Annotated in this window: 18 protein-coding genes; 9 read left to right on the plus strand and 9 right to left on the minus strand. The window is 68.3% G+C overall.

What is annotated here, in order from left to right:
• Nucleotides 1-9 precede the first annotated feature (9 nt).
• From ACZ3KP_RS02730 to ACZ3KP_RS02760, 7 genes are all read right to left on the minus strand, one after another.
• Nucleotides 10-2,184 (minus strand): beta-galactosidase, encoded by a 2,175-nt coding sequence (locus tag ACZ3KP_RS02730; protein ID WP_467495788.1) that lies wholly within the window; start codon nt 2,182-2,184, stop codon nt 10-12.
• A 48-nt stretch (nt 2,185-2,232) separates the two neighbouring features.
• Nucleotides 2,233-3,168, minus strand: a complete 936-nt coding sequence (locus ACZ3KP_RS02735; RefSeq protein ID WP_387141590.1) for a carbohydrate ABC transporter permease — start codon at nt 3,166-3,168, stop codon at nt 2,233-2,235.
• Entirely contained in the window at nt 3,165-4,106 is a 942-nt protein-coding gene (locus ACZ3KP_RS02740; protein WP_387141602.1) for a carbohydrate ABC transporter permease, read from the minus strand. The genes ACZ3KP_RS02735 and ACZ3KP_RS02740 overlap by 4 nt, the downstream gene beginning before the upstream one ends.
• 77 nt (nt 4,107-4,183) lie before the next feature.
• Nucleotides 4,184-5,581, minus strand: coding sequence for an ABC transporter substrate-binding protein (locus ACZ3KP_RS02745; RefSeq protein WP_387141593.1), 1,398 nt, complete (start codon nt 5,579-5,581; stop codon nt 4,184-4,186).
• A 367-nt stretch (nt 5,582-5,948) separates the two neighbouring features.
• Nucleotides 5,949-7,046 (minus strand): LacI family DNA-binding transcriptional regulator, encoded by a 1,098-nt coding sequence (locus ACZ3KP_RS02750; protein ID WP_387141596.1) that lies wholly within the window; start codon nt 7,044-7,046, stop codon nt 5,949-5,951.
• 1,055 nt (nt 7,047-8,101) lie between these two features.
• Nucleotides 8,102-9,127 carry a LacI family DNA-binding transcriptional regulator gene (locus ACZ3KP_RS02755; protein WP_387141599.1) on the minus strand — a complete coding sequence of 342 codons (1,026 nt, stop codon included), beginning with the start codon at nt 9,125-9,127 and terminating at the stop codon, nt 8,102-8,104.
• Nucleotides 9,128-9,436: 309 nt separating this feature from the next.
• On the minus strand, nt 9,437-11,437 hold the full coding sequence (locus ACZ3KP_RS02760) for an RICIN domain-containing protein (RefSeq protein ID WP_387152551.1): 2,001 nt from the start codon (nt 11,435-11,437) through the stop codon (nt 9,437-9,439).
• 565 nt (nt 11,438-12,002) lie between these two features.
• Between ACZ3KP_RS02760 and ACZ3KP_RS02765 the strand changes: the two genes are divergently transcribed.
• The 6 genes from ACZ3KP_RS02765 (at nt 12,003) to ACZ3KP_RS02790 (ending at nt 20,522) form a co-directional block, all read left to right on the plus strand.
• The gene (locus ACZ3KP_RS02765) at nt 12,003-13,001 is read left to right on the plus strand and encodes a LacI family DNA-binding transcriptional regulator (RefSeq protein ID WP_387152553.1); all 999 of its coding nucleotides are present in this window, start codon (nt 12,003-12,005) and stop codon (nt 12,999-13,001) included.
• A gap of 305 nt (nt 13,002-13,306) precedes the next feature.
• Nucleotides 13,307-14,605, plus strand: a complete 1,299-nt coding sequence (locus tag ACZ3KP_RS02770) for an ABC transporter substrate-binding protein (protein WP_387152555.1) — start codon at nt 13,307-13,309, stop codon at nt 14,603-14,605.
• Nucleotides 14,606-14,656: 51 nt separating this feature from the next.
• The gene (locus ACZ3KP_RS02775; RefSeq protein WP_467495791.1) at nt 14,657-15,541 is read left to right on the plus strand and encodes a carbohydrate ABC transporter permease; all 885 of its coding nucleotides are present in this window, start codon (nt 14,657-14,659) and stop codon (nt 15,539-15,541) included.
• A gap of 6 nt (nt 15,542-15,547) precedes the next feature.
• A complete protein-coding gene (locus ACZ3KP_RS02780; RefSeq protein ID WP_467495793.1) occupies nt 15,548-16,444 on the plus strand; it encodes a carbohydrate ABC transporter permease in 897 nt (298 codons plus the stop codon).
• On the plus strand, nt 16,441-19,092 hold the full coding sequence (locus ACZ3KP_RS02785; RefSeq protein WP_467495795.1) for a family 78 glycoside hydrolase catalytic domain: 2,652 nt from the start codon (nt 16,441-16,443) through the stop codon (nt 19,090-19,092). The genes ACZ3KP_RS02780 and ACZ3KP_RS02785 overlap by 4 nt, the downstream gene beginning before the upstream one ends.
• A complete protein-coding gene (locus ACZ3KP_RS02790) occupies nt 19,089-20,522 on the plus strand; it encodes a family 43 glycosylhydrolase (protein ID WP_387145871.1) in 1,434 nt (477 codons plus the stop codon). The genes ACZ3KP_RS02785 and ACZ3KP_RS02790 overlap by 4 nt, the downstream gene beginning before the upstream one ends.
• A 414-nt stretch (nt 20,523-20,936) precedes the next feature.
• On the opposite strand, the gene ACZ3KP_RS02795 is transcribed toward ACZ3KP_RS02790, so the two are convergent.
• Nucleotides 20,937-22,250 (minus strand): PucR family transcriptional regulator, encoded by a 1,314-nt coding sequence (locus ACZ3KP_RS02795; protein WP_467495798.1) that lies wholly within the window; start codon nt 22,248-22,250, stop codon nt 20,937-20,939.
• Between the two features lie 222 nt (nt 22,251-22,472).
• On the opposite strand from ACZ3KP_RS02795, the gene ACZ3KP_RS02800 reads away from it, so the two are divergent.
• From ACZ3KP_RS02800 to ACZ3KP_RS02810, 3 genes are all read left to right on the plus strand, one after another.
• Nucleotides 22,473-23,288: an alpha/beta fold hydrolase gene (locus tag ACZ3KP_RS02800; RefSeq protein WP_467495800.1), complete on the plus strand. Its 816-nt coding sequence runs from the start codon at nt 22,473-22,475 to the stop codon at nt 23,286-23,288.
• Between the two features lie 315 nt (nt 23,289-23,603).
• Nucleotides 23,604-25,325, plus strand: coding sequence for an aldehyde dehydrogenase family protein (locus ACZ3KP_RS02805; RefSeq protein WP_387145862.1), 1,722 nt, complete (start codon nt 23,604-23,606; stop codon nt 25,323-25,325).
• A gap of 28 nt (nt 25,326-25,353) precedes the next feature.
• A complete protein-coding gene (locus tag ACZ3KP_RS02810) occupies nt 25,354-25,707 on the plus strand; it encodes a nuclear transport factor 2 family protein (protein WP_467496756.1) in 354 nt (117 codons plus the stop codon).
• On the opposite strand, the gene ACZ3KP_RS02815 is transcribed toward ACZ3KP_RS02810, so the two are convergent.
• The gene (locus ACZ3KP_RS02815) at nt 25,680-26,135 is read right to left on the minus strand and encodes a dihydrodipicolinate synthase family protein (protein WP_387145856.1); all 456 of its coding nucleotides are present in this window, start codon (nt 26,133-26,135) and stop codon (nt 25,680-25,682) included. The genes ACZ3KP_RS02810 and ACZ3KP_RS02815 overlap by 28 nt on opposite strands.
• Nucleotides 26,136-26,265: the final 130 nt, after the last annotated feature.

Here is a 26,265-nt window from a genome sequence, read left to right on the forward strand (position 1 = left end):
TGGATCGGGTCAGCTGGCTGCTACAGGGGCCGACGCGCTGTCGGCGTCGGGGGCGACGAGAACACGTACGTCCCAGGCGCCGAGGTCCAACGCCGAGCCGGCGGAGACGGGGGTGCCCGTCAGCGCGTCGGAGAGGTCCACGGGGGCGGAGACGCTGGTGGGCTCCCAGCTCCAGTTGTGGACGATGTGAACGCGGCGGCCATCGGGGGAGGTGCCGGTAGCGGCGGTGACGGTAACCGGGAGGTCCCCCCACGCGTTGCGGGAGTCCGGTGCCATCCAGGCGGCCAGTACCCGGGCGAGGTCGCGGCCGGGGACGGTGCCGACGGTGGTGACGCGGCCGGCACCGTGGCGGCGGCTGGTTATTGCGGGCCAGCGGCCGAAGTGCGGGTGGTCGTAGGTCGCGAGCACGTCGGCGTCACCGACGGTCAGACCCTCGGCCCACTGGGTCGCCGTTGCGCTCTGTGGGAGCTTCAGCGGGCTGTTGGGCGCCGCGCGAACAGCGACATCCTGGACGAGGTTGCTGAACTCGTCGTAGGCGACGCCTGCGGCTGCGGTGAGGCGCCCCGGGGCCAACTCGGCGCGGGCGCGTGCCTCGTGGTCCGCGTAGCCGGTGCGCGGGCCCAGGACCAGGTGGCCGCCCGCCTCCGCGTAGGCCGCGAGCCAGTCGAGCGTCGAGTCGGCGGCGAGATACAGCGCCGGGACGACGAGGACGGGGTGGCGGCCGACTGCTTCCTGTGGCGTCAGGCCGTCCCGTTCGCCGGTGGGGTCGTGCAGTTGGCGGGCGTGGACGATGCGTACCTGGCGGGCGGCATCGAAGGCGCCTCGGTAGAACGGGTCGAAGATGCGGTGGTAAGCCTCCGGGTCCGGCTCGCCGTCCGGCTTCGCGAGCGGCGGGTACTTCTGCATGAGCCACTTGCTCGGCGTCGAGTACACCATCGTGATGTCCGCGTCCGGTTCGAGCCCGGCTACCAGCTCGCCCGCCGCCTCGAACTCGCCGCCCAGACAGGCGAGTTCGGCGTAGGTGCGACCCGGCTGTCCGTTGTGGGGAAGGATTCCGCCCCAGTAGGTCTCGGCGCCGAAGTGCAGAGTGTGCCAGTGCCAGTACTCGATCATGCGGGCCCCGCGGCTGACGAGGGCCCAGGCTGCCTGGCGCCACTGGCCGTCGTAGGCGGGGCGGTTGTCCCAGGGGAACCCGATGGAGCCGGCGTTGGTCTCGGTGACGAGGAACGGTTCCTGGCGGGAGGAGAACATCCAGTCGGCGGTCTGGTAGAGCGACCAGACGCCGGTGGTCTGCCACTGCTGTTCGTGGTCGTCGGGGGTGGGGTCGGGGAGCAGCAGGGCGTCCTGCATGCCGTAGTACGGGTTGCCTGAGGTGATGTCGAGGCGGTCGGTCAGTTCGTCGTCCTCCACCCCGGGGCGCTTGTAGGAGATGCAGGTGGTGACGAACTGGTCGGGGTCGGCGTACTCGCGGACGATGTCGGCCTGCCAGCCGATGAACTCGGTGACCTGGCGGGCCTGGAACTCCCGCCAGGCGACGTCGTACTGGGGCTGCGCGTTGCCGTCCGGGGTCCACAGGTCGGCCCAGGTCGACAGCCGGTGCGACCAGTACACGAGCCCCCATTCGCGGTTGAGGGCCTCCACGTCTCCGTACTTGGCGCGCAGGTGGTCCACGAAGCGCTGGAAGACGCCGTGGTTGTGGAACAGTTCCAGGCCCGGCTCGTTGTCGACCTGGAAGCCGATGACCGCCGGGTGCTCCGCGTACCGGGCGACGACCTTGCGGATGATCCGCTCGGCGTGGAAACGGAAGGCGGGGTGGGTGAAGTCGGCTTCCTGCCGGGCGCCCCAGCCGATGCGCTCGCCGGTGCGTCGCTCGCCGGTGATCTCCGGGTACTGGCGGGCAAGCCACGGCGGCACGGCGTACGTCGGTGTGCCGAGAACGACGGAGATGCCACGCTCGTGGGCGGCGTCCAACACCGGTTGCAGCCAGTCGAGTTCGAAACGCCCGTTCTCCGGCTCCCAGGTCGACCACACCGACTCGCCGACCCGGATGACGGTGATGTGCGCGTCGGCCATCAGGTCGAGGTCGGTCTTGAGGCGTTCGGCGGGGCGATCAGTGCCGTAGGGAGGCCGGTATTCGTGGTAGTACGCGGCACCGAAGAGGACGCGGGCAGGCAGAGCCGTCATGAGAGGAGACCTCCGAAGAAAGAAGGAGCGGTACGAGGGCTGCGTGCCCTACTGCTTGACGCCGCCGGCGGCCAGGCCGCTCTGCCAGTAGCGCTGCAACAGGAGGAAGGCCACCACGAGGGGAAGAATCGAGATCAGGGAGCCGGTTACGACGAGCGCGAGCATGTCGCTGCTGGCGCCCGCCCCCCCGTTCTGCGCCTGCGCGGCCCATGAGGAGAGGCCGACCGTGACGGGATACAGATCCGGGTTGTTGAACATGATCAGCGGCAGGAAGTAGTTGTTCCAGGTCGCCACAAGTGTGAACAGCAGGACGGTGACCAGGCCGGGCCCCAGCAGCCGCAGGCCGATCCGGAAGAAGATCCGGGCCTCGCCGGCCCCGTCGATACGGGCGGCTTCCAGCAGGCTGTCCGGTACGGCGTCCTCGGCGTAGATGCGCATGAGGTAAAGGCCGAAGGGGTTGACGAGAGACGGCAGAATGACCGCCCAGGGGGTGTTGACCAGGCCCGCCTTGGCGAAGAGCAGGTAGGTGGGGATCGCCAGGGCGGTGGCCGGGACCATGACGGCGCCCAGCACGAGGTTGAAGGAGAACCGGTCACCGCGGAAGCGGAACTTGGCGAACCCGTACCCGCCGGCGGCAGCGAGCAGAGCTGCTCCGACCGCGCTGACGCCCGCGTACATGATCGTGTTCAGCAGCCAGTGGACAAAGACCCCGTCGTCCTGGGTGAAGGTCTTCTTGACGTTCGTCAGCAGCTGCGGGGCGTGCGAGAACCACAGGCCGAAGCTGTTGAACAGGTCCGGGGTGCTCTTGGTCGAGGCGATCAGCAGCCAGAACAGGGGCAGCAGAAAATAGGCCAGGGCCGCCATCATGGAGATGGTGAGCGGGGTGCTGCGGCGTCGGGAAGCCGATCCGCGCCCAACCGGTGCCGGGACTGGGGGCTTCGGCCGTGGTTCGGCGGTCCTGGCGATGGGGGTGGTGGTCGTCATGAAGTCCTCCTGCGGTTCGCGGTGAGCAGGACGGCGTAGGAGGCGATCACGATGATGAGGCCGAGGAGGAAGGACACCGTGGCCGCGTAGTTGACCTGTTGGCCAGTGAAAGCGAGCGTGTAGGCGTAGAGATTGGCGGTGTAGGAGCTGTTGATCACGTCGGGGGCGATGGCCATCAGCAGCTTCGGCTCGTTGAACAGCTGGAAGCTGCCGATCACCGAGAAGAGCAGGGTGAGCATGAGTGCGGGGCGCAGGGCCGGCAGTTTGATCGACCAGGCGATCCGCCAGGCGCCGGCCCCGTCCATCGAGGCGGCCTCGTACTGCTCCTCGGGAATGGTGCGCAGGGCGGCGTAAAGGATGATCATGTTGTAGCCGACGAACTCCCAGGTCACGATGTTGGCGAGGCTGCCGAGCATCCAGCCGTTGCCGAGGAAGTGCGGGACGGGCAGGCTGAGGTTGCGGCTGAGCTGGGCGAAGGGGCCGAAGTCCGGTCCGTACAGATAGCCCCACATGAGCGTGGCGACCACGCTCGGGACGGCGTACGGGACGAAGATGCCCAGCCGGATGACCCGGGCGAATCGGAGGAGCCCGCTGTCGAGGGCGAGGGCGAACGCCAGTGCCAGCAGCAGCATCACGGGGACCTGGATCACGAAGAACAGCGCGACGCGTCCGATGCCGTGCAGGAACTGTGAATCGCTCAGGGCTTCGGTGTAGTTGTCGAGACCGACGAACGAGGTGCCGCCGATGAGGCGTTCCTGGAACAGGCTGAGGTAGGCGGCGTAGCCGAGCGGGGCGAGGAAGAGCAGCAGGAACAGCACCATGAAGGGTGCTACGAACAGTGGGCCCGCCGCCCGGTGACGGCTCTTGCCGCCGTGCCCGAGGCGTGTCGACCCCTCTCGTCTCCTGCCCTTGGGGGAGGCCGCGGTTGTGGCAGTCATCATCGGGCCCTTCTGAGGGATGGGAGTGGTGTCAGTGAGGTCGGGTCCCGTGCCACCACACAGGACCTGACGGGCCGTTACGGCGTCTCGACGGTGAAGCCCTGGCTCTTGGCGTAACTGGTGAGCCGCGACTGCCAGCTGCCGAGCGCGCGGACGGTGTCGGTCTTGTCGGCTAGCGACTTGCCGACCGTCTCTGTCCAGTCGGTGGCCGCCTGGTCCAGGAAGGGGGGCCACTGGAAGGACGAGTTGACCGTGGAGCTGATGCCGGCGAAGACCTGGTTGACCTTCTGACCGCCGTAGAAGGCGGGCGCTTCCCCGGTGAACGAGGCATCGGCGAGGAGGGCCTTGGTGGCGGGAAAGAAGAACTGTTCGGTGGCGAACATCTTCGCGCTGGCCGGGTCGCTGTTGAGGAACTGCGCGAACATCGCCGCCGCGATGGGGTTCTTGGTCGAGCGGATGACCGCCGTGGTCGAGCCCCCCCAGTTGCCCGAACTCGGCTTCGACGCGTCCCACTGCGGGAGGGGGGCGGCGCGCCACTTGCCGGAGGTGGCCTTGGCGGAGCCGGAGAGGAAAGCCGGTCCCCAGGCGGCAGTGATCCAGGTGGCGTACTTGCCCTTGTTGAACCCGGCGTACCAGCCGTCGGTGAAGTCCGGGTCGGTACTGACGACCCCTTCCTGGGCCAGGCCGCCCCAGTACGCCCCGAGCTTCCTGGAGACGGCGTCGTCGACACTGATGGTGATGTCGCTCTTGCCGGACAGCACGTACGGCTTGGCGCCCGCCTGCCACAGCAGGCCGTGCCAGGCGGCGTGCTCGTTCGCCGAGAGATTGGTCAGGTAGACGTCGGGGTCGGCCTTGTGGAGCTTGCGGGCCGCGGCGGCGAACTCGTCCCAGGTCGTGGGCACCTGGATGCCGTGCTTGTCGAAGATGTCCTTGCGGTACAGCATGCCGAGCGGGCCGGTGTCCTGGGGAATCGCCCAGACCTCGCCCTTGGGGCCGCTGACCTGCTGCCAGGTCCATTCGACGAACTTGTCCTTCAGCGCGGAGGCGCCGTACGGACGCAGGTCCAGCAGGCTGTCGGTGATGGTGAAGGTCGGAATGGCCTGGTACTCGATCTGCACCATGTCTGGGGCGCCGCTGTCGGCCTTCAGCGCCGTACGCAGCTTGGTGTACTGCGGCGTGCCCTGACCGGCGTTGACGATCTTGACCTTGATGGCCGGGTACTTGGCCTCGAAGAGGGCGACCTCCTTGGCGATGTTCGGGACCCAGGTCCAGAACGTCAGCTCGGTCGGCGTCTTCATCGCCTTGTCTATGTCGGTCTGGCTGACCGCCTTGGACGATGCGGAGGAGCCGCCGGAGCCGCTGCCGCCGCAGGCGGTCAGGGTGACCCCGAGGGAGACGGCGCCCGTGGTGGTGAGGAACAGCCGACGGCTCATCGAGGAGCGGCCGGACATGGACGTGGACGTGTTTCTGCGCATGGTGAACTCCCGCCGGTGGCGAAGATGATGAGGGCACGCCTGGCGACGGCGTGCGGAGGTGTGATGCAGGTGGGGCGCGGACGCGCCGACCGAGGCTCGGACACGGGCGGGGCCGGGTGCGGGTCCTCGTGGACCGGGGCCGATGAGCCTTCCGTGTGCGGAGGTGGCGATCGCGGCCGAAGAGGATGAAGAGAGCGAACCAGAGGCGGAGACGGTGAGGGCGCAACGCCTGCCGGGTTCAGGAACGGCCCCGCGGCGATCGTGCGGCTGAGGCGGCCGAAGGGGCGGGGCGTGACCGGAGGAAGCGGCTAGTCCTCAGAACACGCGCCTGCCCCGAGCTTGCGTTGCCAGGGGTGACCGGTGTGGGTCAGCCGGCCGTGGACGGAGCTCGGTCCGGGAACCGCGGTGCCTGGTCCGCACCCCCGGAAGAACGAGGGTCGGTACGCCCGCTGCGGACCGGGGTCGTCCGGTTTGGCGGTGGCGCGGTCGAGGCGCGGATGATGAGATCGATCGGTGGATCGCTCGTGGGCAAGGGGGCCGCGTCCGGGTTCTCGATGGCATGGACCAGACGCATGAGTCCTTCCTGCGCCACGGCGTCGAACGGCTGCCGCACCGTGGTCAGCGGAGGAGTCACAAAGGCGGCGACCGGAATGTCGTCGAAGCCCACGACACTGACGTCCTCCGGCACCCGACGTCCGGCCTCGGTGAGTGCGCGGATCAGGCCGATCGCCATGTCGTCGTTGGCGGCGAACACTGCCGTGACGCCGTCTTCCTCGATCAGTTCACGTCCCGCCCGATAGCCGGACTCGGCCGACCAGTCGCCCTCGACGACCGGTGGCACAGTCCTGCCGTGAGCGGTCAACGTCGCCCGCCACCCCGCGAGACGGTCCCGGGCGGCGAACCACCGCTGAGGACCCGCCAGGTGATGGACCGTCAAGTGCCCCAAATCAAGCAGATGTTCTACGGCGGCGTGTGCCATCAGATCGACATCGCCTCCCGCGGTCAGCGCCCTGGGCGCGGTGACCGGTAGCGGCGCACCCAGGACGAGGACCGGTACGTCGATGCGCAGGGAAGCGTCTCCCTCGGCACCTTCTTCGTCGATCGGTTCGGAGATGACGATGCCGTCCACACCCTGATCGAGGAGCGAACCCACGGCACCGGTCACGCCCGCGGCGTCGCCTTCCATGGTGTTGACCACGCGCAGCGCGTATCCCGTGTCCCGGACGACCCGCTCGACCCCCATGAGGAGCGAGGCGGGACCGTACAGAGCCGTGCCCAACGTCACCACACCAATGGAGCGGGTGCGTCCAGAGGCCAGCGCCCGCGCGGCGTTGTTGCGCCGGTAACCGAGCTCTTCGGCGGCTTCCAGGACGCGTCGGCGCACGCCGGCGGAGACGTACTGCTCGTCGTTGAAGACTCTCGACACCGTCTTCTGCGAAACCCCGGCCACGCGGGCGACATCCACGCTGCGCGGAGCCGCGGTGGTGCTGCTGCGGGCTGTTCCTCGCGTCATGGTGTCTCCCGATGCCCGGATGGACGAGCCAGATGATGTCAGAACCGCAATTGACTGGCTACACGGTCTGTCTGCGCTGTCATGTCTACGCAGTCATAAGGCTGCCGTCAAGAGTTCGGAATGCATCCGTAACACCAAGTTGAGCTCTTACGGCGGGCTCGCCGACGGAGAGGTCACGGCGGGGTGGCATCCGCCGGCCCGGTGCACGTTCCGAGCTCTCTTCTGGACTCCCGCAGCCTTGCCCCCCGGACATGGCCGCAGCTGCCAGGGCCTCGCACTGGATCACCTCCGCCGGACGAGACTCGGCCTTCAGCCCTGCAATGTGTTGGCCTGCTGCTTCAACGGCAGAGGCGTGTGGGTTGTGTGCCAACCGGGCGGGGAGCCGCCGGAGTGGGGGGCGAGTTGGAGAAAACCGAACGCAAGGCTCACCGCTTTGTGGCCCAGCAGGGCGGGACGGGCAGAGACGCGCCGAGGGCGGTCACCGCTGCCCAGCCGGTGGAGTGATCGACCAGCGATCTGAGCTGTGATCCGAGCGCTCCGCCGACGCAGAAGGCGGCGATGAAGGCGCGCCGGGAGGTCCGGGTCGGCCGGGAACGGCGTGCCGGCCGAGGTTGAGGATGGTCGGTACACTCATTTCGAGCAGGAGGGGCGCCACGCAGTCAGCACGACTATGCCGAGGTCGGCTGGCGCATAGGCGAGTGCCGCCATGGCGCGCATGCCGACCAGCCAAACCGGCCGGGCAGGAGACGACCGCGCAGGCCGACCAGACGGAACTGACTGCTGCCCGGCGGGAAGCGGTCAATTCGCGCTGTCCCTGCCGTCACGGCCACCTCGACCAGCTCCGCCATGACATCGTGCAGGGCGCGGGCCGGCCGATCGCCGGTGCCATCGGCGCCTACTGGCACCGGCGTAGCGGTTGCCTCGACGTCACCGGCGCCCGCTGGGGACTCACGGCGCTGGAGCCGTCCTGATACTGCGCGCTTGATCGGCGACGGAGACCTCGACTCTCAGGGGGACGGCGGGGCGGTTGAGGCCCGCACCACGAGCTGGGTGGCCAGTTCGACCCGGTGGCTGTCGAGGGGTTCGCGCGCGGCGAGCCGCAGCAGAGTACGCAGCGCGGCGCGGCCGATCTCGCCGAAGGGCTGACGGACGGTGGTCAGGGGAGGGGCGCAGGTGTCGGCGGCCGGGGTGTCGTCGAAGCCGACCACGCTGACGTCGCCGGGTACCCGCAGGCCGTGCATGCGGGCGGTCTCGATGACGCCGAACGCCGCCAGATCGGTGGCGGCGAGGACGGCGGTCGGTGGATCTTCCTGCGCGAACAGGCCGGTGGCGGTCTGGTAAGCGGTCTGGAAGCGGGAGGCGCCGGGCTTGATGAGCCTAGGGTCGGCGGTGATGCCGGCGCCGGCGAGTGCGGCCTGGTAGCCGTGCAGACGTGCGGTGTTGGACACGGCATCGTGCCGTCCCTCGATCATCGCGATCCTGCGGTGGCCGAGCTTGAGCAGGTGGTGCGCGGCGGACATGCCGCCGTAGAAATTCGTCGCCCCGATGCTCGGCACCGACTCGTCGGGCACGTTCGTGAGATCGATCAGCACCAAGGGGATGTCGGCCCGCGCGAACTGTGCCCGCTGTTGCGGTGTCAGCTCGGAGGTGACCAGGATGACGCCCTCCCGGCCCGCGTTGGTGATCTTCCGGGTCCAGGCCGCGCCGACCGGGTCGTCGGGTGCGGTGGAGATCGCCACGTCCACGCCCGCCTCGGCGGCGGCTTCCGTGACGCCTTGGATGATCACCAGGTTGTCGGGGTTGGCCAGCTGGTCGAAGGTGAGGTCTACCGTCCGTACGGGCGACTGCGCCCCCCGAGGGCCGCGTGCGACGTATGCGTGCTTGACCAGCAACCGCTCGATGCGTGCTCGGGTCTGCGGGGCCACGTCGCTGTGGCCGTTGACCACTTTTGAGACGGTGGCCACAGAGACGCCCGCAGCCTCGGCGATGCCCGTGAGCGTCGTCCTGCTACGCCCGACGGAACGCTTCACCATGCTGATCCTTTCGTGGGATTCGACTGGCCGAGACCGCTGTACCTGCGCCAGCCCCTTGATGGCCACGGCGTGGTCTCCCGCGGGAACACGGGCCTCGCCGTTCTTGACGCGCCTGACGGAGCCTTCCATCTGCTCGCGGGAGGAACCCTGCGACGTGCTGGGGCACACGCCGGGGTCCGTCGGCCACCTTGCGGTGACTGCCTTTCACGACCGGCACCGTGGATGCTGGTTCTCCTCTGGAGGAGGAGAACCAGCATCCACGGTGCCCACTTCTCCCTGGTGCTGCCAGGGAGAAGTGGGCGTAGGGAGTCAGTTGATTTTCGTGATCGTCCACAGCCTGGCGGACGCGGTGGACACGGTTTCCTGGTCGAGCAGGGCTCCGTCGCTGGTTGAGGCTCCCGCTACGGCCAGGGCCAGTCCGCTGGCGCGGTTGATCACCTGGTACTTGCCGTTGCCGGTATCGGTGAGGGACCACTGCTGGGAGGCTGCGCCGGAAGCCGGGTTCTGGACGATGGCGCTGCCGCTGGCGATGTTCTGGGCCGAGTCCAGAACGTCGCCCGAGTTCACGTTGGTGATGGTCCAGTAGGAGCCGTTCTGGGTGAAGGTCCAGTACTGGTCGGGGTGGTTGACGTCGCGGTACTGGTCGGCCTGGGTGCCGCTGCTGGTTCCGACCGTCTCCGCGTAGTTGCCGCTGTTGACGTTGGCCATGACGTACTGGCCGCTGCCGAAGTCGGGTGCCGCGGTCTGCAGGAGGGTCCACCGCTGGTTGGCCGCCGAGGTGAGCGGCGCCTGGGTGACCTGTTCGTTCGTGGAGGTCTGACCGTTTGCGTCGGTCGCCATGGTCAGCGCCAGGTCGCTGCGGCGGTTGGTGATGGTGTAGCCGCCGGCGGGGGAGGGTTCGACGGACCAGTCCTGCTCGGCGCCGCCGGTGGACGTCCACTGGATCTCGCCGGTGCCGGAGGACAGGGAGCCGTTCGGGACGGCGAGGTATTTGCCGCTGAAGGTGTTGAGGATGTGGTAATAGCCGTTGCTCTGGAACTGGAACTGCCAGTTGTGGTCGGGGGTTCCGTTGTCTGCGGCTTGGACGACCTGGGATCCGGAGTTGGCGTTGGGGACGCCCAGGACCTGGGAGCTCAAGTTGTTCTGGATCTTGTAGGTGGCGCCGGTGGAGATGCCGCCGCCGTAGTCGTCGATGCCGTAGGTCACCTTGTTGGTGCCATTGGTGACCAGCGCGCCGCCCCGGGTGACCAGGAGGCTCTTGCCGTCGGCGAGGGGGAGCAGGCCGCGGCTGTAGCCCTGGACGGTGTTGGAGAACATGCGCACCCAGGTCGCGCCGTTGTCGGTGCTCTTGTACAGCTGTTGGTCGCTGTAGGCCTGCACGACGATCGTTCCGTTGGGGCCGCCGGTGGGTAGCCAGGTGACGTACGGGTCGCCGTCCGGCTTCTTGTTGTCCGTGGTGATGAGTTGTACCCCGGTGGCCGAGCCGAAGTTCTCCGGGTTGTCGGCGATCTTGTAGTAGACGGGGCAGCCGCCGCCGGGTGCGCCGCAGTACTCGTAGGTGAGGATGTACTTGCCGTTGCCGAGGCGGGCCACGATCGCCATGCCCGGCCGGGCGGCGTACGTCGAGTAGGCGACGTCGTCGACCTCCGAGGACCAGTTGACGCCGTCGGTCGTGGTGAAGTGCGCGAGCTTCTGGCCGTGCGCCGGGTCGCGCTGGTCGGAGATCCAGGCGATGAGCTTGTTGTTCGCCACCATGAAGTACGGCTCCCACACCGGGGTGTTGCCGTTGGTGTCGACGGCCTTGCCGCCGGTGGCGATGGAGCTGACGAAGGACCAGGTGACGCCGTGGTCGGTGCTGGCGTACATGTCGATCTTGGTCTGGGAGTTGCCGGCGGGGATGGAGTCGCCGGCCGCGATGATCGTTCCGGCCGGGAACGAGCCGATGGCCTGCGGCAGCTCGTACAGCGTGGGTTCGAGCTGGATGTTGTTCCAGGAGTTCACCTGGTCGTTGATGGTGGAGATCTGCGTCCAGGTGCGCCCCGAGTCGGTGCTGCGGTACACCGGCATCCCGTTGCCGGAGTACTGCTCGAAGGAGGCGAGGAGGGTGCCGTTGGAGTCGGTGCTGTGCTCAAGCCTGATCGCGTGCGCGTAGAGCGAGCCGTAGGACGGCGCTCCGCTCGGCGGCGTCCACATGGTGCCGCCGCTGTAGGTCACGGCGCCGGCAGGCGGGGCCGACGTCGTGATCGACATCAGCAGGGCGGCAGCGCCGACCACTGCGGCCTTCGCCAGTGCGTTTCGTCTTCTGTGCATGTCGTGGAGACTTCCTCGCCGTTGAAGAGGTGCTCTGAGGAGGGCATGCGCCGACAGCCGGTGCGGCGGCCGGCGCAGTGCTGGACGATGCGGGGCAGCCACGTGCGACGACGGCTCTGCGCGGTGCTCTGCACGTGGGGGCCGATGCTCGGCCGTTCTGCTATTGATGCGTTTCAATCAGTTCGGCGATCGGAGGCTCGCACGCTCCCTGCGGCTCGTCAAGAACTGCCGTCGCGATTACCCAGATCAAAATATTTCGGACGTCGTTAGGTGCCCGCAGGTGTCGATCACCCGTCCAGGGTGGGTTGGGCATGTTTGCGGGCGGCGGAGGCCGGGGCGTCGTACCGGCGTGTTACCTGGCTTGATGGGTCACACGCCGCGTCATTGGCGGATGGGTCCGGGCGCTAGACTTGGAGCGCTTCAACACGCGTCATGTATCCTGCCGCTTGCCCGCGAGAGTCCGGTCACTGTGAGTGCCGTCCGATCGGGGGCTGGATGAGACCGGAGGTCGAGGAGCGCTGTGGCAACCGCCCGTCCGCGAGTGCAGGGGCATGCGGGTCCGAGCATGCAGGACGTCGCCGACGCCGCGGGCGTTTCGGTCGGGACCGTCTCCAATGTCCTGAATCATCCGGCGAAGGTGAGCCCTGCGACGGCGCAGCGCGTCCGCGAAGCCATCAGCCGGCTGGGTTTCGTGCGCAACGACGCGGCCCGGTCGCTGGTGTCGGGCTCGACCAACAGCGTCGGCATGGTGCTCGCCGACATCGAGAACTCCCTCTTCATCGACATGGCGCACGGCGCGCAGGACGCGGCCCGGGCGATCGGGCAGAACCTGCTGCTCGCCAATACGGCGTGCGACATGGCGCTGCAGGACGACTACCTGGACCTCTTCGACGAGTCCCGGGTGACCGGGGTGCTGCTGGCGCCGATGGAGGACTCCTCGGCCGGAATCGCCCGCATCCGTTCCCACGGGCGCCAGGTTGTGCTCCTCAACTACGCTCCGAGACCGGGTACGTGCTGCTCGGTGCTGGTCAACAACGAGCACGTCGGATACCTGGCGGCTCGCCACCTCATCGACACCGGGCGCACGCGACTGGCCTACGTGGTCGCGCACGATGACTACCAGCCTGTGCGCGACCGGCGCAGAGGGGTGCGCATGGCGGTCGAGGAGGCGGGAGGCGGCGTCAGCCTGGAGGAGATCGACAGCGTCGGTCTGACCGCCTCCCACGGGCATGTCATCGGGCGGGAGCTCGCACGGAGGGCGCCCGGTGGAGTGCCGGACGGCCTGATCGTTGTCACTGATGCGCTGGCCAACGCCATCATCCACGAGCTGCACACCGTCGCGGGCGTCCGCGTGCCCGACCAGGTCGCGATCGTCGGCTGCGAGAACAACCGCGGAGCCGGCACCGCGGCGATCCCGCTGACTGCGGTGGACATGCCGGGTCGCGCGATGGGCCAGGAGGCGATCCGGTTGCTCATGGACGAGGTCTCCGCGGGCAAGCAGCACCGGCATGCCACCGTCGTGCTGGAGCCGGAACTGGTCGTCCGCGCCAGCGCGCCACTCTGACCAGGCGGCTCCGGCTGCCGGACCGACCGAGCGCACCCGTCCGCTGCCGCGCCTCTCCGGTTCCGTCCGCCACCGTGGCCCTTCCGGATCCGCCCGTCATTCCGACCTTCCGCACCGGTGCATCGGGCTGACCGGCTGTTTCTCGTTGCACGCTGGGACTGGTGTGTCCGGGCGGACGCTCCGCAACGCTCGGATGCGGTTCGGAAACATCCCCGACAGATCCTTGACACGCACCGAAGGGGGTCATAGGTTCCCGGCATCTCCCCATTGAAGCGTTTCAACGCCCTGTGTGCCGAGGAGCACCCGTGCACAAGACCCTCAGAACTCGCCGTATCGCCCTCCTGGCGACCGCCGCCACCTCGAGCCTGCTGCTGAGTGCCTGCGGCGGCGGGAGCGTCTCGAGCAGCGAGTCCAAGGCGTTCACCCTCACCATCAACGACGACAACCACATCGTGCAGCAGGAGCTCACCGCGCTGGGCAAGGGCTCGTGCGCGGCGCAGAACAAGACCCTGCCGCTGAAGATCCAGACGCTGCCGATCGGCAACGTCGACCAGAAGGTGCAGCTCCTCGCGGGCCAGAACGCGCTGCCGGTGCAGTTCGCGGCGGGCGGCACACCGCAGCTGACCAAGACCCTGGACAAGGCCGGCCAGGTTCTCGACCTGGAGAAGACGCTGAAGGACCTCGGTGTCTGGAACGACCTCCAGCCGGCCGCCGTGAAGACCGTCGAGAACCTGTACGGCAAGTTCAACGTCATGCCCTACCAGTTCAACATCGAGGGCATCTGGTTCAACAAGAAGCTCTTCGCCGACCACCACGTAGCCACCCCGACGACCTACGACCAGCTGGTCTCGGCCGCCGCGAAGTTCAAGGGTGCCGGCATCACCCCGTTCGCCGCCGACGGCAAGGACGGCTGGCCCCTGACCCGTCTCATCAGCGGGTACATCTTCCGCGAGCTCGGCCCCGATGCCCTGCAGGCGGTGGCGGACGGCAAGGCCAAGCTGACCGACCCGGCATATGTGAAGGCCGCTCAGGCCGTCGCCGACCTCGGCAAGGCGGGCTACTTCGGCAAGGGCGTCGGATCGATCGACTACGACACCGCCGTGCAGCAGTTCCTGACCGGCAAGGCCGCGATGTTCTACATGGGCAGCTGGGAGCTCGGCGACTTCAACGACAAGACCAAGAACAAGATCGGCGCGGACAACGTCGGCTTCCTGCCGTTCCCGACCGTCGCGGGCGGCAAGGGCAGCGCGGACCAGATCCCGGCCAACGTCGGCCTCCCGGTCGCCGTGTCCGCGAAGTCGTACAACGCCAAGGTCGGCGACTGGCTGTCCTGCATCACGAAGAACTACGGCGCCGCCTCGCTGAAGGATCAGGGCACCATCTCCGGCTTCAAGCCCAATGGCGACACCGGCACACTGCCCCCGCTCACGCAGACGGTCCAGGACACCATCACCAAGACCAAGACCAGCACCCTGTGGTTCGAGGCGCTGTTCAACACGAAGGCGACGGAGACCAGCCAGACCAACGCCGCGCCGCTCGTCACCGGGTCCCTCTCGGCCAAGGACTTCATGTCGAAGGTCCAGGCCGACCTCGACAACGGGTGACCCGTCCCGCCCCACCGTGCTTCGCCCCGACCCCTTCGTGAGAGAGCCGTCATGCGTTCAGTTCTGGGAGACCGCCGTGCCATCGCCGTCCTGCTGGGCCCGGCGCTGGCGGTGTACACCCTGGTGATGCTGGTACCGATGGGCTGGTCCCTCGGCTACACCTTCTTCAAGGGCAACGTCATCGAGGGCTTCACCTTCGGAGGGTTCGGCAACTTCACCAAGCTGTGGCACGACCCGCAGGCGCACTCCGCGCTGTGGTTCACCTTCAAGTACGCCATCGCCGTCAGCGCCGGGCAGGTCCTGTGCGGATACCTGCTCGCGCTGCTCTACGTGTTCGTCCTGCGCAGGTCGTCGGCGGTGGTCCGGACGCTGGTGTTCTTCCCGGTGATCCTGCCGACGGTCGCGGTGGCCCTGATGTTCCAGAAGATCTTCGCCGTCGCCCCGCAGAACGGCCTTGCCAACATCGCCCTCGACGGGCTCGGCGTCCACCACGGCGACTGGTTCGCCGGCGCCGGCGGGTCGTTCATCGTCCTGGTCGTCATGGACGTGTGGCGCTCCATGGGCTTCTACGGCGTCCTCATCTTCGCCGGCCTGCTCGACATCCCCGACGAGACGCTCGAATCGGCGCGGCTGGACGGTGCCACCGGATGGCGGCTGATCCGGCACATCGTCCTGCCGCTGTCCGCGCCGGTGCTGCTGTCGTCGATCGTCTTCAGCATCAACGGCACGCTGAAGGTGTTCGACTCCGTCCTCGCCCTCACCAACGGCGGCCCGGGCAGCGACACCACGCCTTTGACCCTCTACATGTTCCGCACGGCGTTCTCCTACGGCGACTACGGCTACGGCAGCACCATCGCGTCCCTGCTCACCGTCGTCTGCCTCGGCGTCACCCTGATCATCTTCCGCTTCTCGCGCCGCGACCTGACCAAGGGCTGAACTCCCATGACCGACATGATGACGGCACCGCCACGGGAACTCCTGCCTCTGCCACGGCGGGCCACCGTTCGAAAACGCGGGTACACACGGCGCCTGACACGCAACCTGCTGGTCACCCTGCTGGTGGTCGTCGAGGTGACACCCCTGCTGTGGCTGCTGCTCAGCTCCTTCAAGACCCAGTCGGAGTTCGTCAACGACCCCGCCTGGTCGCTGCCCGGAAAGTGGGACCTGCACAACTACGCCGACGCGTGGACGACCGGACATGTCGCCCTCTACATCCGCAACAGCCTCCTGGCAACCGCGCCCTCGCTCGCACTCATCATCGTGCTGGGCACCGCCGCGGGCTTCGCCCTGGAGGTCATGATCTGGCGCGGCCGCCACCAGGTCCTGCTGGTCTTCCTGGTGGGGATCATGGTGCCGAGCCAGATGATCCTGCTTCCCCTGTTCCGCGTGTACTTCCAGACCGGGGTGTCCGGGACGATCTGGCCGCTGATCATCACCTACACCGCGGTCGGCCTCCCCCTCACCGTCTTCATGATGGCCACCTACTTCCGTGCCGTCCCCCGCGAGATCTTCGAGGCCGCCACCCTCGACGGGGCCGGCATGCTCACCGCCTTCTGGCGGATCGGCTTCCCCGTCGTCCGCAACGCCGTCTTCACTGTCGCGCTGGTGCAGTTCTTCTTCATCTGGAACGACCTGCTGATCTCGCTCACCTTCACCACCAACGACGACCTGCGCACCATCCAGGTGGGACTGCTCAACTTCACCGGCCAGTACGGGGAGACGGCCTACGGGCCGTTCTTCGCGGCGATCAGTATCAACGTCGTCGGCGCCCTCGTGCTCTACCTGCTGATCAACCAGCGCATCATCAAGGGTCTGACGGCCGGGGCGGTGAAGGGATGACCCGCGAGCCCCTACCGACCGTGGCCGCTCCGACGGCCGAACACCACCGGGAGCCGCTCGGCATCGGCGAGCCGTCACCCCGGCTTTCCTGGAAGACCACGGCACCCCCGGGGTGGACGCAGCACGCCTACCAGATCGAGGCCAATCGCGCCGACGGCACGCACCGCACGGAATGGCTCACCTCCCGGGACTCCGTTCTCGTCCCCTGGCCCTTGCGACCGCTGGCGTCCCGCGAAGCCTGCCAGGTCCGGGTGCGGGTCCGCGGAGCCGACCACGTCACCAGCGCCTGGAGCCCTCTCCTGCACATCGAGACGGGGCTGCTGACACCGGCAGACTGGACGGCCCGCGCGATCTCACCGAGCGAGCCACCGCAGTCGTACGACAGTCAGCGCCTCCCAGTCGACCGCCAACCGCCGCTGCTTCACAAGGAGTTCACCGCAGGCGCGGACGTGGAGCGCGCCCGGCTGTACGTCACCGCCCACGGCCTGTACGAGATCGAGATCAACGGCCGGCGGGTGGGTGACCATGCGCTCGCACCCGGCTGGACCAGCTACCACCACCGGCTGCGCTACCAGACCCACGACGTCACCGACCACCTGCGCGCCGGCGCCAACGCCATCGGCGCGTGGCTGGCCGACGGCTGGTACCGCGGACGCCTCGGCTTCGGCGGCGGCCATGCCGACCTCTACGGCGACCGCATCGCGCTCCTGGCCCAGCTGGAGATCGTCCACCGCGACGGAACAGTCACCGTCGTCGGCACCGACACCTCCTGGCGCGCCGGCCGGGGGCCGATCCTCGCCTCCGGGCTCCTCGACGGCGAGACGTACGACGCGCGGCAGGAGCTGCCCGGCTGGTCGAGCCCTGGATTCGACGCCAGCGGCTGGTCGTCCGTGGACCTGGTCGACCGGGACCCGGCGACCCTGGTCGCGCCCACCGGCCCGCCGGTGCGCTGCACCGAGGAGTTCAGCCCGGTCCTGGTCACCGCTCTCGACGCCGACCGGCTTCTGGTGGACTTCGGACAGAACCTCGTGGGCCGGGTCCGCATCACGGTCTCCGGTCCGGCCGGGCACACGGTCGTCATCCGCCACGCCGAGGTGCTCCAGGACGGTGAGCTGTGCGTACGCCCCCTGCGCGGCGCCGCCTCCACCGACCGCTACATCCTGCGCGGCGACGGACCCGAGACCTGGGAGCCGCGCTTCACCGTCCACGGATTCCGGTACGCGGAGATCACCGGCTGGCGCGGCGGCGACCCGTCCCATGGCATCGTCGCCCGCGTCCACCACACCGACATGGCGAGAACCGGCTGGTTCGAATGCTCCAACGAGCAGGTGAACCGCCTGCACCAGAACGTGGTCTGGAGCCTGCGCGGCAACTTCGTCGACCTGCCCACCGACTGTCCACAACGTGATGAACGGCTCGGCTGGACGGGCGACATCCAGGTCTTCGCGCCCACCGCCGCTTTCCTGTACGACTGCCACGGCATGCTCGCCTCCTGGCTGCGCGACGTCGCCGTCGAACAGCACGACGACGGGACCGTCCCCTGGTACGTCCCCGAGATCCCCGGCGGCGAGCAGTGGACCCCGGCCAGACCAGGCGCCGGCTGGGGCGACGTCGTGGCGCTGACCCCATGGCACCTGTACGAGGCCTCGGACGACGCCGGCCTGCTCGCCGCCCAGTACGACAGCGCACGGCGCTGGGTCGACCTCATCACCGAACTCGCCGACGAGTCCGGCCTGTGGAGCCAGGGCTACCAACTGGGCGACTGGCTCGATCCGTTCGCCCCACCGGAGGATCCGGGAGCCGGCCGCACCGACCGCCACCTCATCGCCACGGCCTACTACGCCTGGTCGCTGCGGCATGTGGCACGGACCGCCGGCGTCCTCGGGCGCGACGACGACCAGCGGCGCTACGAGCACCTTGCGCAACGCGTTCGGCAGGCGTTCCTCGACGCGTACGTCCGGCCCAGCGGCCTCATGACCAGCGACACCCAGACCGCCTACGCCATCGCTCTCCAGTTCGACCTCTTGCCGGACGGGGCAGCCCGGGCCGCCGCCGGACGCCGGCTGGCCGCCCTGGTCGCGGCCGGTGGACACACCATCCAGACCGGCTTCATCGGTACCCCCCTGGTGGCCCCCGCGCTGAGCGCCACCGACCACGACGACACGGCGTATGCCCTGCTCCTCCAGCAGGAATGCCCCTCGTGGCTGTACGCCCTCAAGCACGACGCCACAACGATCTGGGAACGCTGGGACAGCATGCTGCCCGACGGCACCGTCAACCCCGGCGAGATGACCTCGTTCAACCACTACGCCCTGGGCGCCGTCGCCCAGTGGCTGCACACCACGGTCGCCGGACTGGGCGCGAGCGAGCCCGGCTACCGCGACATCGTCTTCCGCCCCAGACCGGGCGGCGGCATCTCGTGGGCGAGCGCCGCCCACGAGTCGCCGTACGGGCGTGTTGCGATCCGCTGGGAGCTCGACGCAACGGAACTCACCGTGGAGACGACCGTGCCCACCGGCGCCACGGGACGGATCGAGTGGCCCGACGGGGGCGTGACCACCCTGCCGACCGGCACCACCAGTATCCGCCGACAGCACCTCAGCCCTGGCGTGAACCGGCCCACAGCGACACAAAGGAGTCTCGCGTGACCAGCCATCACCACGAACAGCCCCGTCCCGGCATACCCAGACGGGCGAGGCGGCACCCTGCCCTCGCCGCGATCCTGGTCGCGCTGCTGACCCTGCTGGGGCTGGCCACGGCCGGTCCCGCACAGGCCCTCAGCGGCGACCTGCGTATGCACGACCCCAGCGTCATCAAGGTCGGCACCTGCTACTACGGCTTCTCCACCGGATTCGAGAACGACCCGCTCAACCCCAGCGGCTCCATCACCATCCGCAAGACCTGCGGCGGCACCGCGGCCTCCGGCTGGACCAAGGTGGGCAACGTCTGGGAGGCGACCCCCTCCTGGATCACCGCCAGGCTCGGCTCGACCCCGCCGAACATCTGGGCCCCGGACATCAAGTACTTCAACGGCGTCTACCACCTCTACTACGCCGGCTCCCTGTGGGGCACGAACTACGCGGTGATGGGCCTCGCCACCGCCACCAACATCGAGGGGCCCTGGACCGACCAGGGCATGGTCACGGACGTCAACTACCCGATCGATCCCAACGTCGACTGGGGCCCGGACGGCCGGCTCTACATCTCCTGGGGTTCCTGGACCGGCAGCGGCACCTACATGCACGTCCTGGACCAGTCCACCGGCAAGCTCTCCACCACCGACAACAACCTGTGGCACATCGCCGTCGGCATCGAGAACCCGACGATCATCCTCACCGGCGGCTACTACTACCTGTTCGGCTCCAAGGGCCTGTGCTGCAGCGGGGTCAACAGCACCTACTACACCGTGGTCGGCCGCTCCACCAGCATCACCGGCCCCTACCTCGACCAGAACGGCACCGACATGGCCTCCGGCGGCGGAACCACCGTCCTCACCGGCGCCTACCCCAAGGTGGCCGCAGGCGGCGCCGACGCCTACGACGACGGCACCTCCAAGTTCCTCGCCTACCACTACTACGACGGCGACAACTCCGGCCAGGAGACCCTCGACATCCGCCAGGTGACCTTCGTGAACGGCTGGCCGGTCATCGCCGGTCCGCTCGGCGCCGCGAACAACCACCTGCTGAACCGCAACAGTGCCAAGTGCGCCGACGTCTGGGGCCTTGACACGGCCGACGGGGCCGCGGTGAACTCCGGCAACTGCAACTCCGGGGCCAACCAGCAGTGGGTACCCACCGCCGTCGGCTCCTCCTACGAACTCGTCAATGTCAACAGCGGCAAGTGCCTGCAGATCTCCGGCGCCTCCACCGCCGACGGAGCGGTCGCCGTCCAGTCGACGTGCACCGGAGCCTCGCACCAGCTGTGGGCGAGGACGGCGGTCATCGGCGGCTACGTCACCATCACCAACGTGGGCAGCGGCAAATGCCTGGAGGTCGCCGGGGCGTCGACCACCAACGGCGCGGCCCTGGACCAGGCAACGTGTAGCGCCGGCACGAACCAGCAGTGGATGGTCGTTTGACACGCCAGGACACTTCCTGGATGCAGGGCGCAGGGCTGTACCGCCAGCCGCGCCCCGCGCGGTCTGTGAGCGTTTGGTCGCCAACCGAGTCCGCTGCTCGACCGGCTACGTCATACCCGGCGGCGTCGTGCCCGCGCTGGAACGGGCCTCCAACCACGCAGACCACAAAGGCGCGTTGATCCTGCTCACCGGCCATCAGAGGGCGGAGGCCATACGTCGGCGGGGTCAGAGCCCCCCACCCCCTGGCGGCAGCGTGCGAGCCGATTCAGCGAGGGGGAGCCAGTGGGCTTCGACGCGAACCGCCAGCGCGCATCGCCGTCATGCGGGAAACCGCCCGGCCCGTCTGGGAGGCAAGTGGCGGATGCGGACGCCGGAGCGGTGTCCGCTCCCACCCCTCCGTGTCGTCGCAGCTCGCTAACCGTTGACTGAGGCCGTCGTGCCGACGCCTGTGAACAGACCGATTCCGTCTGCCAGATGGAGAGCGAGCTCGAGTTGGAGGCGATTCTGCTCGGGCGGGCGACCGAGCAGCCCGCCGATCCGTTCGAGCCGGTAGCGGACCGTGTTGTGGTGGACGCCGAGACGGACCGCTGTGGCGCGGAAGTTGCAGTTCGACGCGAAGTAGGTTTGGAGCGTCGTACGCAGACAGCGCGTTTCGTCGGTGTCCTCGGTGAGCGGTCCCAGCTTGTCACGGACGAAGTCCTCGCAGAAGGCGGCATCGTTGCTGCACAGGGCGATGAGTTCGGCATCGTCGAAACGGGTCACCGTCCCGGCGGGACGCCGTGCGAGACGTGCGACCCGTACGGCCTCCGAGGCTTCGCGATGGCTCCGGCGGAACCCGTCGAGCCCGTGTGCCGGCCGCCCCTGACCGATCAGGACCGGTGCGTGCGGAATCCGCGCCGCGCGAACCTCGGCGGTTGGGACCCAGCACAGCGTGGTGTCGAGGTCGACGCGGACGATCAGCGGCGGAGCCGACGCTGTCAGACGCATAGCGAGGGTACGCGCGAGCGGGTCCAGTGGCGCGTCATCCCGGCTGTCCGGATGGCGACCGAGGACGAACGCGACATGACGGCCGGTGAGGTCGTACCGCAGGTCCTTGCTCGCGGCCCCGACGTCGAGACCGTCGTCGGTGTCCTCGAGGATCCTGCGGACGTACGCGGCCCGCGCCACGGAGCCCTCTCGCGACATCCTTTCCGCCTCGTCCCGGTAGTCGGCCACGACCTGGCCGATGACCCTCTCCAGCCAGCCGAGGGCGAAGGAGGTTCCGTAACTGGCGACCTTCACCGACAGTTGGGGGTCCGGGCAGTACTCCTCGACCGCGTTCGCCCAGTTCTCACACCAGTACGCGGTGCCCACGCGATAGCCGCTCATGACCTCGTCCTCGGAGAAGCCGTTCTGAACCAGCGCACGGGTCGCGAGGATGACCTCGGTTGACGGCATGATGTCCTCGAGCGACGCACTGTTGGCCAGTGCCTGCAGCAGGGCGGCGTTGGTGGCGTGGCAGGCGGCGTTCGCCAGCTTGAGGGGGGTGTGAGCCCTACTCGTCAAGTTCGGGCGTGTCGCCACGATGTGGTTCCACACGCCCTCGCCGATGTCGGTCCTGTGGGGCACCAGTGCAGCGGCGACGTCACGAGCGGCGGACGCGATCGACGGTGACACCATTGTCATGCGTTCATTGTGTACCCAGGGCTCACCTGCGCAAAGGCTTCGTCCGTCGAAGCGGCACGGCACGCCGGTGCCACCCGGTTCGACGACGCGGTGCGGTGTGAGGACGCAACAGCCACATGGTCAATTCCTGCCGGTTCTCTTGACCGGCTGACCGAAGACACCGATGACCGCCGCGGCTAGCGTGAATCCCGATCTTCCATCTGTCCGCAAGGCAGACCGGCGCACCGTGGCAAGGAGTCGGACGCAGTGAATTCTTTTCTGGCGGAGAAGGCGGAAAACCTGTTCGTGGACGGCCCTGCTGCCCGATTCGGATATCGGCGAATCGGGCAGCGGGGAGGTGTGCCTCTGGTCCTGCTGAATCGCTTCGGCGGAACCCTCGACTGGTGGGACCCGGAATTCCTGGACTACCTGGCCGTCGGCCGCGATGTGATCTTTTTCGACCATGTCGGGATCGGCTACTCCACGGGGCAACCGCGTGACTGCGTCGAAACGCTGGCAGAGGACGCCGTGGAGTTCCTCGACGCGCTGGGCCTCGCGCAGGCCGACCTTCTGGGCTGGTCGCTGGGCGGAATGGTCGCTCAGCGAGTCGCGCTGCGGCGCCCCGACCTCGTCCGTCGGCTGGTTGTGGCCGCCAGCACCGCTGGTGGTCAGGTGCCGGGAGCGCCGCCCGCCTCCGAGCGTGCCGCGAGCAGCATGGCCAAGTCCGAGACCACCGTGGACGATCTGGTGACGTTGTTCTTCCCGGAGACAGAGGCCGGCCGTGCCCATGGGTTCGAGCACATCGGCAGGGTCTCGACACGCCTGACCCCCGAGGCGCCGGGTGTCTCGCCCGAGGCGCGGGCGGCCGGTATGGCCGCGATCTTCGCGTTCGCGTCCACACCGGTCGACCAGGTCCGGTCCGATCTCGCGGCCATGACTCATCCCGTCCTGTTCGCGGCCGGGATGAAGGACTGGCTCATTCCCGCAGCGGCGTCCTTCTTCGCGGTGGAGCACATAGGGTCCTCGGCGATCCTGTCGGTATACGGCGACGCCGGCCACGCCTTCCTGTTCCAGCACGCCAAGGCGTTCACCGCCGAGGTGCGGGCCTTCCTCGACGCGTAACGCGCCGACCACGAATGTTCGCCGGATTCGGCGAACCGGTGCGGACATGGCTTCCACGTGACCCACGAGGCGGGTGGGTGCGCGGGATCCATTGCCTCCAGGCAGAGACGGCGTCGGTCACGACCGGCTCTGCGGAGGCCGATACGGCAAGAGAGGCGCCCACACCCTGGTGCAGCCCCGCGCGAGCCGAACCGATCGGTGCGGCCACCGGTTCGCCTCGCGCCGCACCCACGGGTCGCGCGACACGAGAGAAAGGGAGAGTCTGACATGCCTGATTCCACACCACGGACACCGCTCGGAACCGAGGACGCTTCAGTGAGCGAGACCGGGACATCGCCGTCGGCAGCCGCCTGGACGACAGAAGTCGACCGCGCCCTCGCCGAGTTGGCCGGTGGTGAAAGCCGCTGGGCGCAGACCGGTCTGGCGCAGCGGCGCGAGTTGCTGGAGCGGATGCGCACGGCGACGGCCGCACAGGCTCAGGCATGGGTGCGTGCCGCTGCCGCCTACAAGCGCCTGCCGGGGGACAGCCCGCTGATCGGCGAGGAGTGGATCACCGGACCATACCCCGTCGTGACCGGCCTGTCCGCCCTGGCCGCAACGGCGAAAGCGCTGGAGGAGGGGCGAAGTCCTGTCGACCGGGCCGCCGTCCGGCACGCGCCCGGCGGCCGGGCCGCGGTCCGGGTCCTGCCCCACAGCATGTGGGACCGGCTCCTGCTGCACGGGTACAGTGCAGAGGTCTGGATGCCGCCGGGCATCGACGCGGAAACGGTACGGCGCCAGGCCGGCCTGGCGCTGCGGCGGCCTCGTGAGACGTCCGGTGTCGGCGTGGTCCTCGGGGCCGGCAACATCACGTCGATCCCGATCCTCGATGTGCTGTACGAGGTGTACGCGCACAACCGCGTCGTCGCCCTCAAGCTGAATCCGGTGACTGACGGGCTGCGGGCGGTCTTCGCCGAAGTCCTGGCTCCGCTCGTCGAGATCGGTGTGGTGCGCATCCTGACAGGGGGCGCCGATGTGGGGGCCTATCTGGTGAACCATCCCCTGGTCGCCCACGTCCACATGACCGGCAGTCAGGCGACCCACGACGCGATCGTCTATGGTCCCGGTGCAGAAGGGGCGGCGCGCAAGGACGCGGGTACGCCGCTCCTGCAGAAGTCCGTCACCAGTGAGCTGGGCGGGGTGTCGCCCACCATCGTGGTGCCGGGAGACTGGTCCGACGCGGATCTGCGGTTCCAGGCCGAGCACGTCGTCACCCAGCGGCTGCACAACGGCGGCTACAACTGCTGTGCGAGCCAGGTCGTCGTGGTCAGTTCGGACTGGGAGCAGAAGGACCGGTTCCTGGAACACCTGAGGGCCGGGCTCGCCGCGGCGCCCACGCGCCCCGCGTACTACCCGGGAAGCGAGGACCGGGTCGTGCAGGCTGTCGCGTCCTACCCGGAGGCAGAACACATCGGCGAACGTCTGCTCATACCTGATCTGGACGCGGATCACCCGGGGCAGGCTCTGACCACCGAGTACTTCGCCCCCGTACTGGGTGTGCTCGAACTGCCGGGCTCGGAACGGCAGTTCCTGTCCGACGCGGTGAAGGCCGCCAATGATCAGTTCGCCGGAACGCTGGGCGTCAATCTCATCGCACATCCTCGCACCATCAAGGAACTCGGCGCGGCAATCGATGTGGCGATCACCGAACTGCGCTACGGCACCATAGGCCTGAACGTCTGGACAGGCGTGGGATTTCTCACCGCGAGGGCCGGCTGGGGTGCTTTCCCCGGCCACACCCTGGACGACGTGCAGAGCGGAATCGGCGTCGTGCACAACGCGCTGCTGCTGGACGGGCCGGAGCGGACGGTGCTGCGCGGTCCGTTCCGGCCCTTTCCGCGCTCGATCCTGCACGGGGAGTTCTCCGTGTCCCCCCGGCCGCCGTGGTTCGTCACCAACCGCACCGCCGCCTCGACGGGGCGGCTGCTGACCGACTTCTCCGTATCACCTCGTTGGGCAGCCCTGCCGGGAGTCTTCGCCTCCGCGCTCCGCGGCTGACCCCTCCACCCGGGAGTGTGCTCGATCGATCCAGTCAAGCCAAGACGTTCGCTACCAGGCGCTCGTGGAGAACGACTGGGATCGGTTCGCCCAGTTGTGCCATCCCGATCTGGCCTACACGCACGCGATCGGCGTCACCGACACGCTGGACTCCTACCTGGAGAAAGTCCGTGCGGGCTCCTTCGCGTATCACGACATTGACCATCCCATCGACTTCATCCGCGTTGTCGGCGACGTCGCGTTGGTCGTCGGCGGGATGAACGCGCACGTCACCGCCGGGGGTGTGGAGAGGACCCTGCGCAACAGGAGCCTGGCGGTCTGGAAACACACCACCGGCAGCTGGCGACTCCTGGCCTACCAGCCCACCCCGACCGCCGGTTGAGGAGGGCGGGGGAAGTGGTGGTCCCCCAGCAGCGCGGAGGCGCCGCCCGCGGCGGCCATCCGGGCCAGTCGCGCGGCTTCGAGGCTGCCGTCGGCGTAGATGCCGTGGACGAGCGGCAGCCGGTCGCCGACCTCTTGCTGCGCGATCTCCAGTACGCGGCGCTGTTCGTCGAATGTGCACGACGCCACTTCCGTCGAATGCGCGTTGATCGAGATCGCCGATATTCCCTCGGTCGACGTCACATCGTGCAGATGCTCACGGAACGCCTGTTCATCTATGGACAGGTCGTCATGGTAGGGAAGTAGCACGGCGGGGATGACGCCTTGCGGTAGGAATTCTGAGTGACGAGGCATGAGTGCTTTGTTTTCCCTTTTCTCGATGGATTCCTCGCCACGGTAGTCATCACGGTGAGCCCTGTCTTCGGCCACCTGGTCAGTGAGGCGGACGTGGACCGACCAGGTGGCGACCGGGTGCGACTCGGTAGCCACATGGTCAATCGCCCGCACGATGTATGACCGGGTGACCGAAGACATATCCCGGCGTCGCGGCTAGGGTCAT

This window comes from Streptomyces sp. NPDC020958 (genome assembly GCF_055562175.1).

What these genes read in the sequence shown, in the direction of transcription:
- ACZ3KP_RS02735 (WP_387141590.1), bottom strand. Translation starts at nt 3,168, where the DNA reads ATGACGACCACCACCCCCATCGCCAGGACCGCCGAACCACGGCCGAAG.
- ACZ3KP_RS02755 (WP_387141599.1), bottom strand. Translation starts at nt 9,127, where the DNA reads ATGGTGAAGCGTTCCGTCGGGCGTAGCAGGACGACGCTCACGGGCATC.
- ACZ3KP_RS02785 (WP_467495795.1), top strand. Translation starts at nt 16,441, where the DNA reads ATGACCCGCGAGCCCCTACCGACCGTGGCCGCTCCGACGGCCGAACAC.
- ACZ3KP_RS02730 (WP_467495788.1), bottom strand. Translation starts at nt 2,184, where the DNA reads ATGACGGCTCTGCCTGCCCGCGTCCTCTTCGGTGCCGCGTACTACCAC.
- ACZ3KP_RS02740 (WP_387141602.1), bottom strand. Translation starts at nt 4,106, where the DNA reads ATGACTGCCACAACCGCGGCCTCCCCCAAGGGCAGGAGACGAGAGGGG.
- ACZ3KP_RS02760 (WP_387152551.1), bottom strand. Translation starts at nt 11,437, where the DNA reads ATGCACAGAAGACGAAACGCACTGGCGAAGGCCGCAGTGGTCGGCGCT.
- ACZ3KP_RS02775 (WP_467495791.1), top strand. Translation starts at nt 14,657, where the DNA reads ATGCGTTCAGTTCTGGGAGACCGCCGTGCCATCGCCGTCCTGCTGGGC.
- ACZ3KP_RS02780 (WP_467495793.1), top strand. Translation starts at nt 15,548, where the DNA reads ATGACCGACATGATGACGGCACCGCCACGGGAACTCCTGCCTCTGCCA.
- ACZ3KP_RS02745 (WP_387141593.1), bottom strand. Translation starts at nt 5,581, where the DNA reads ATGCGCAGAAACACGTCCACGTCCATGTCCGGCCGCTCCTCGATGAGC.
- ACZ3KP_RS02765 (WP_387152553.1), top strand. Translation starts at nt 12,003, where the DNA reads ATGCAGGACGTCGCCGACGCCGCGGGCGTTTCGGTCGGGACCGTCTCC.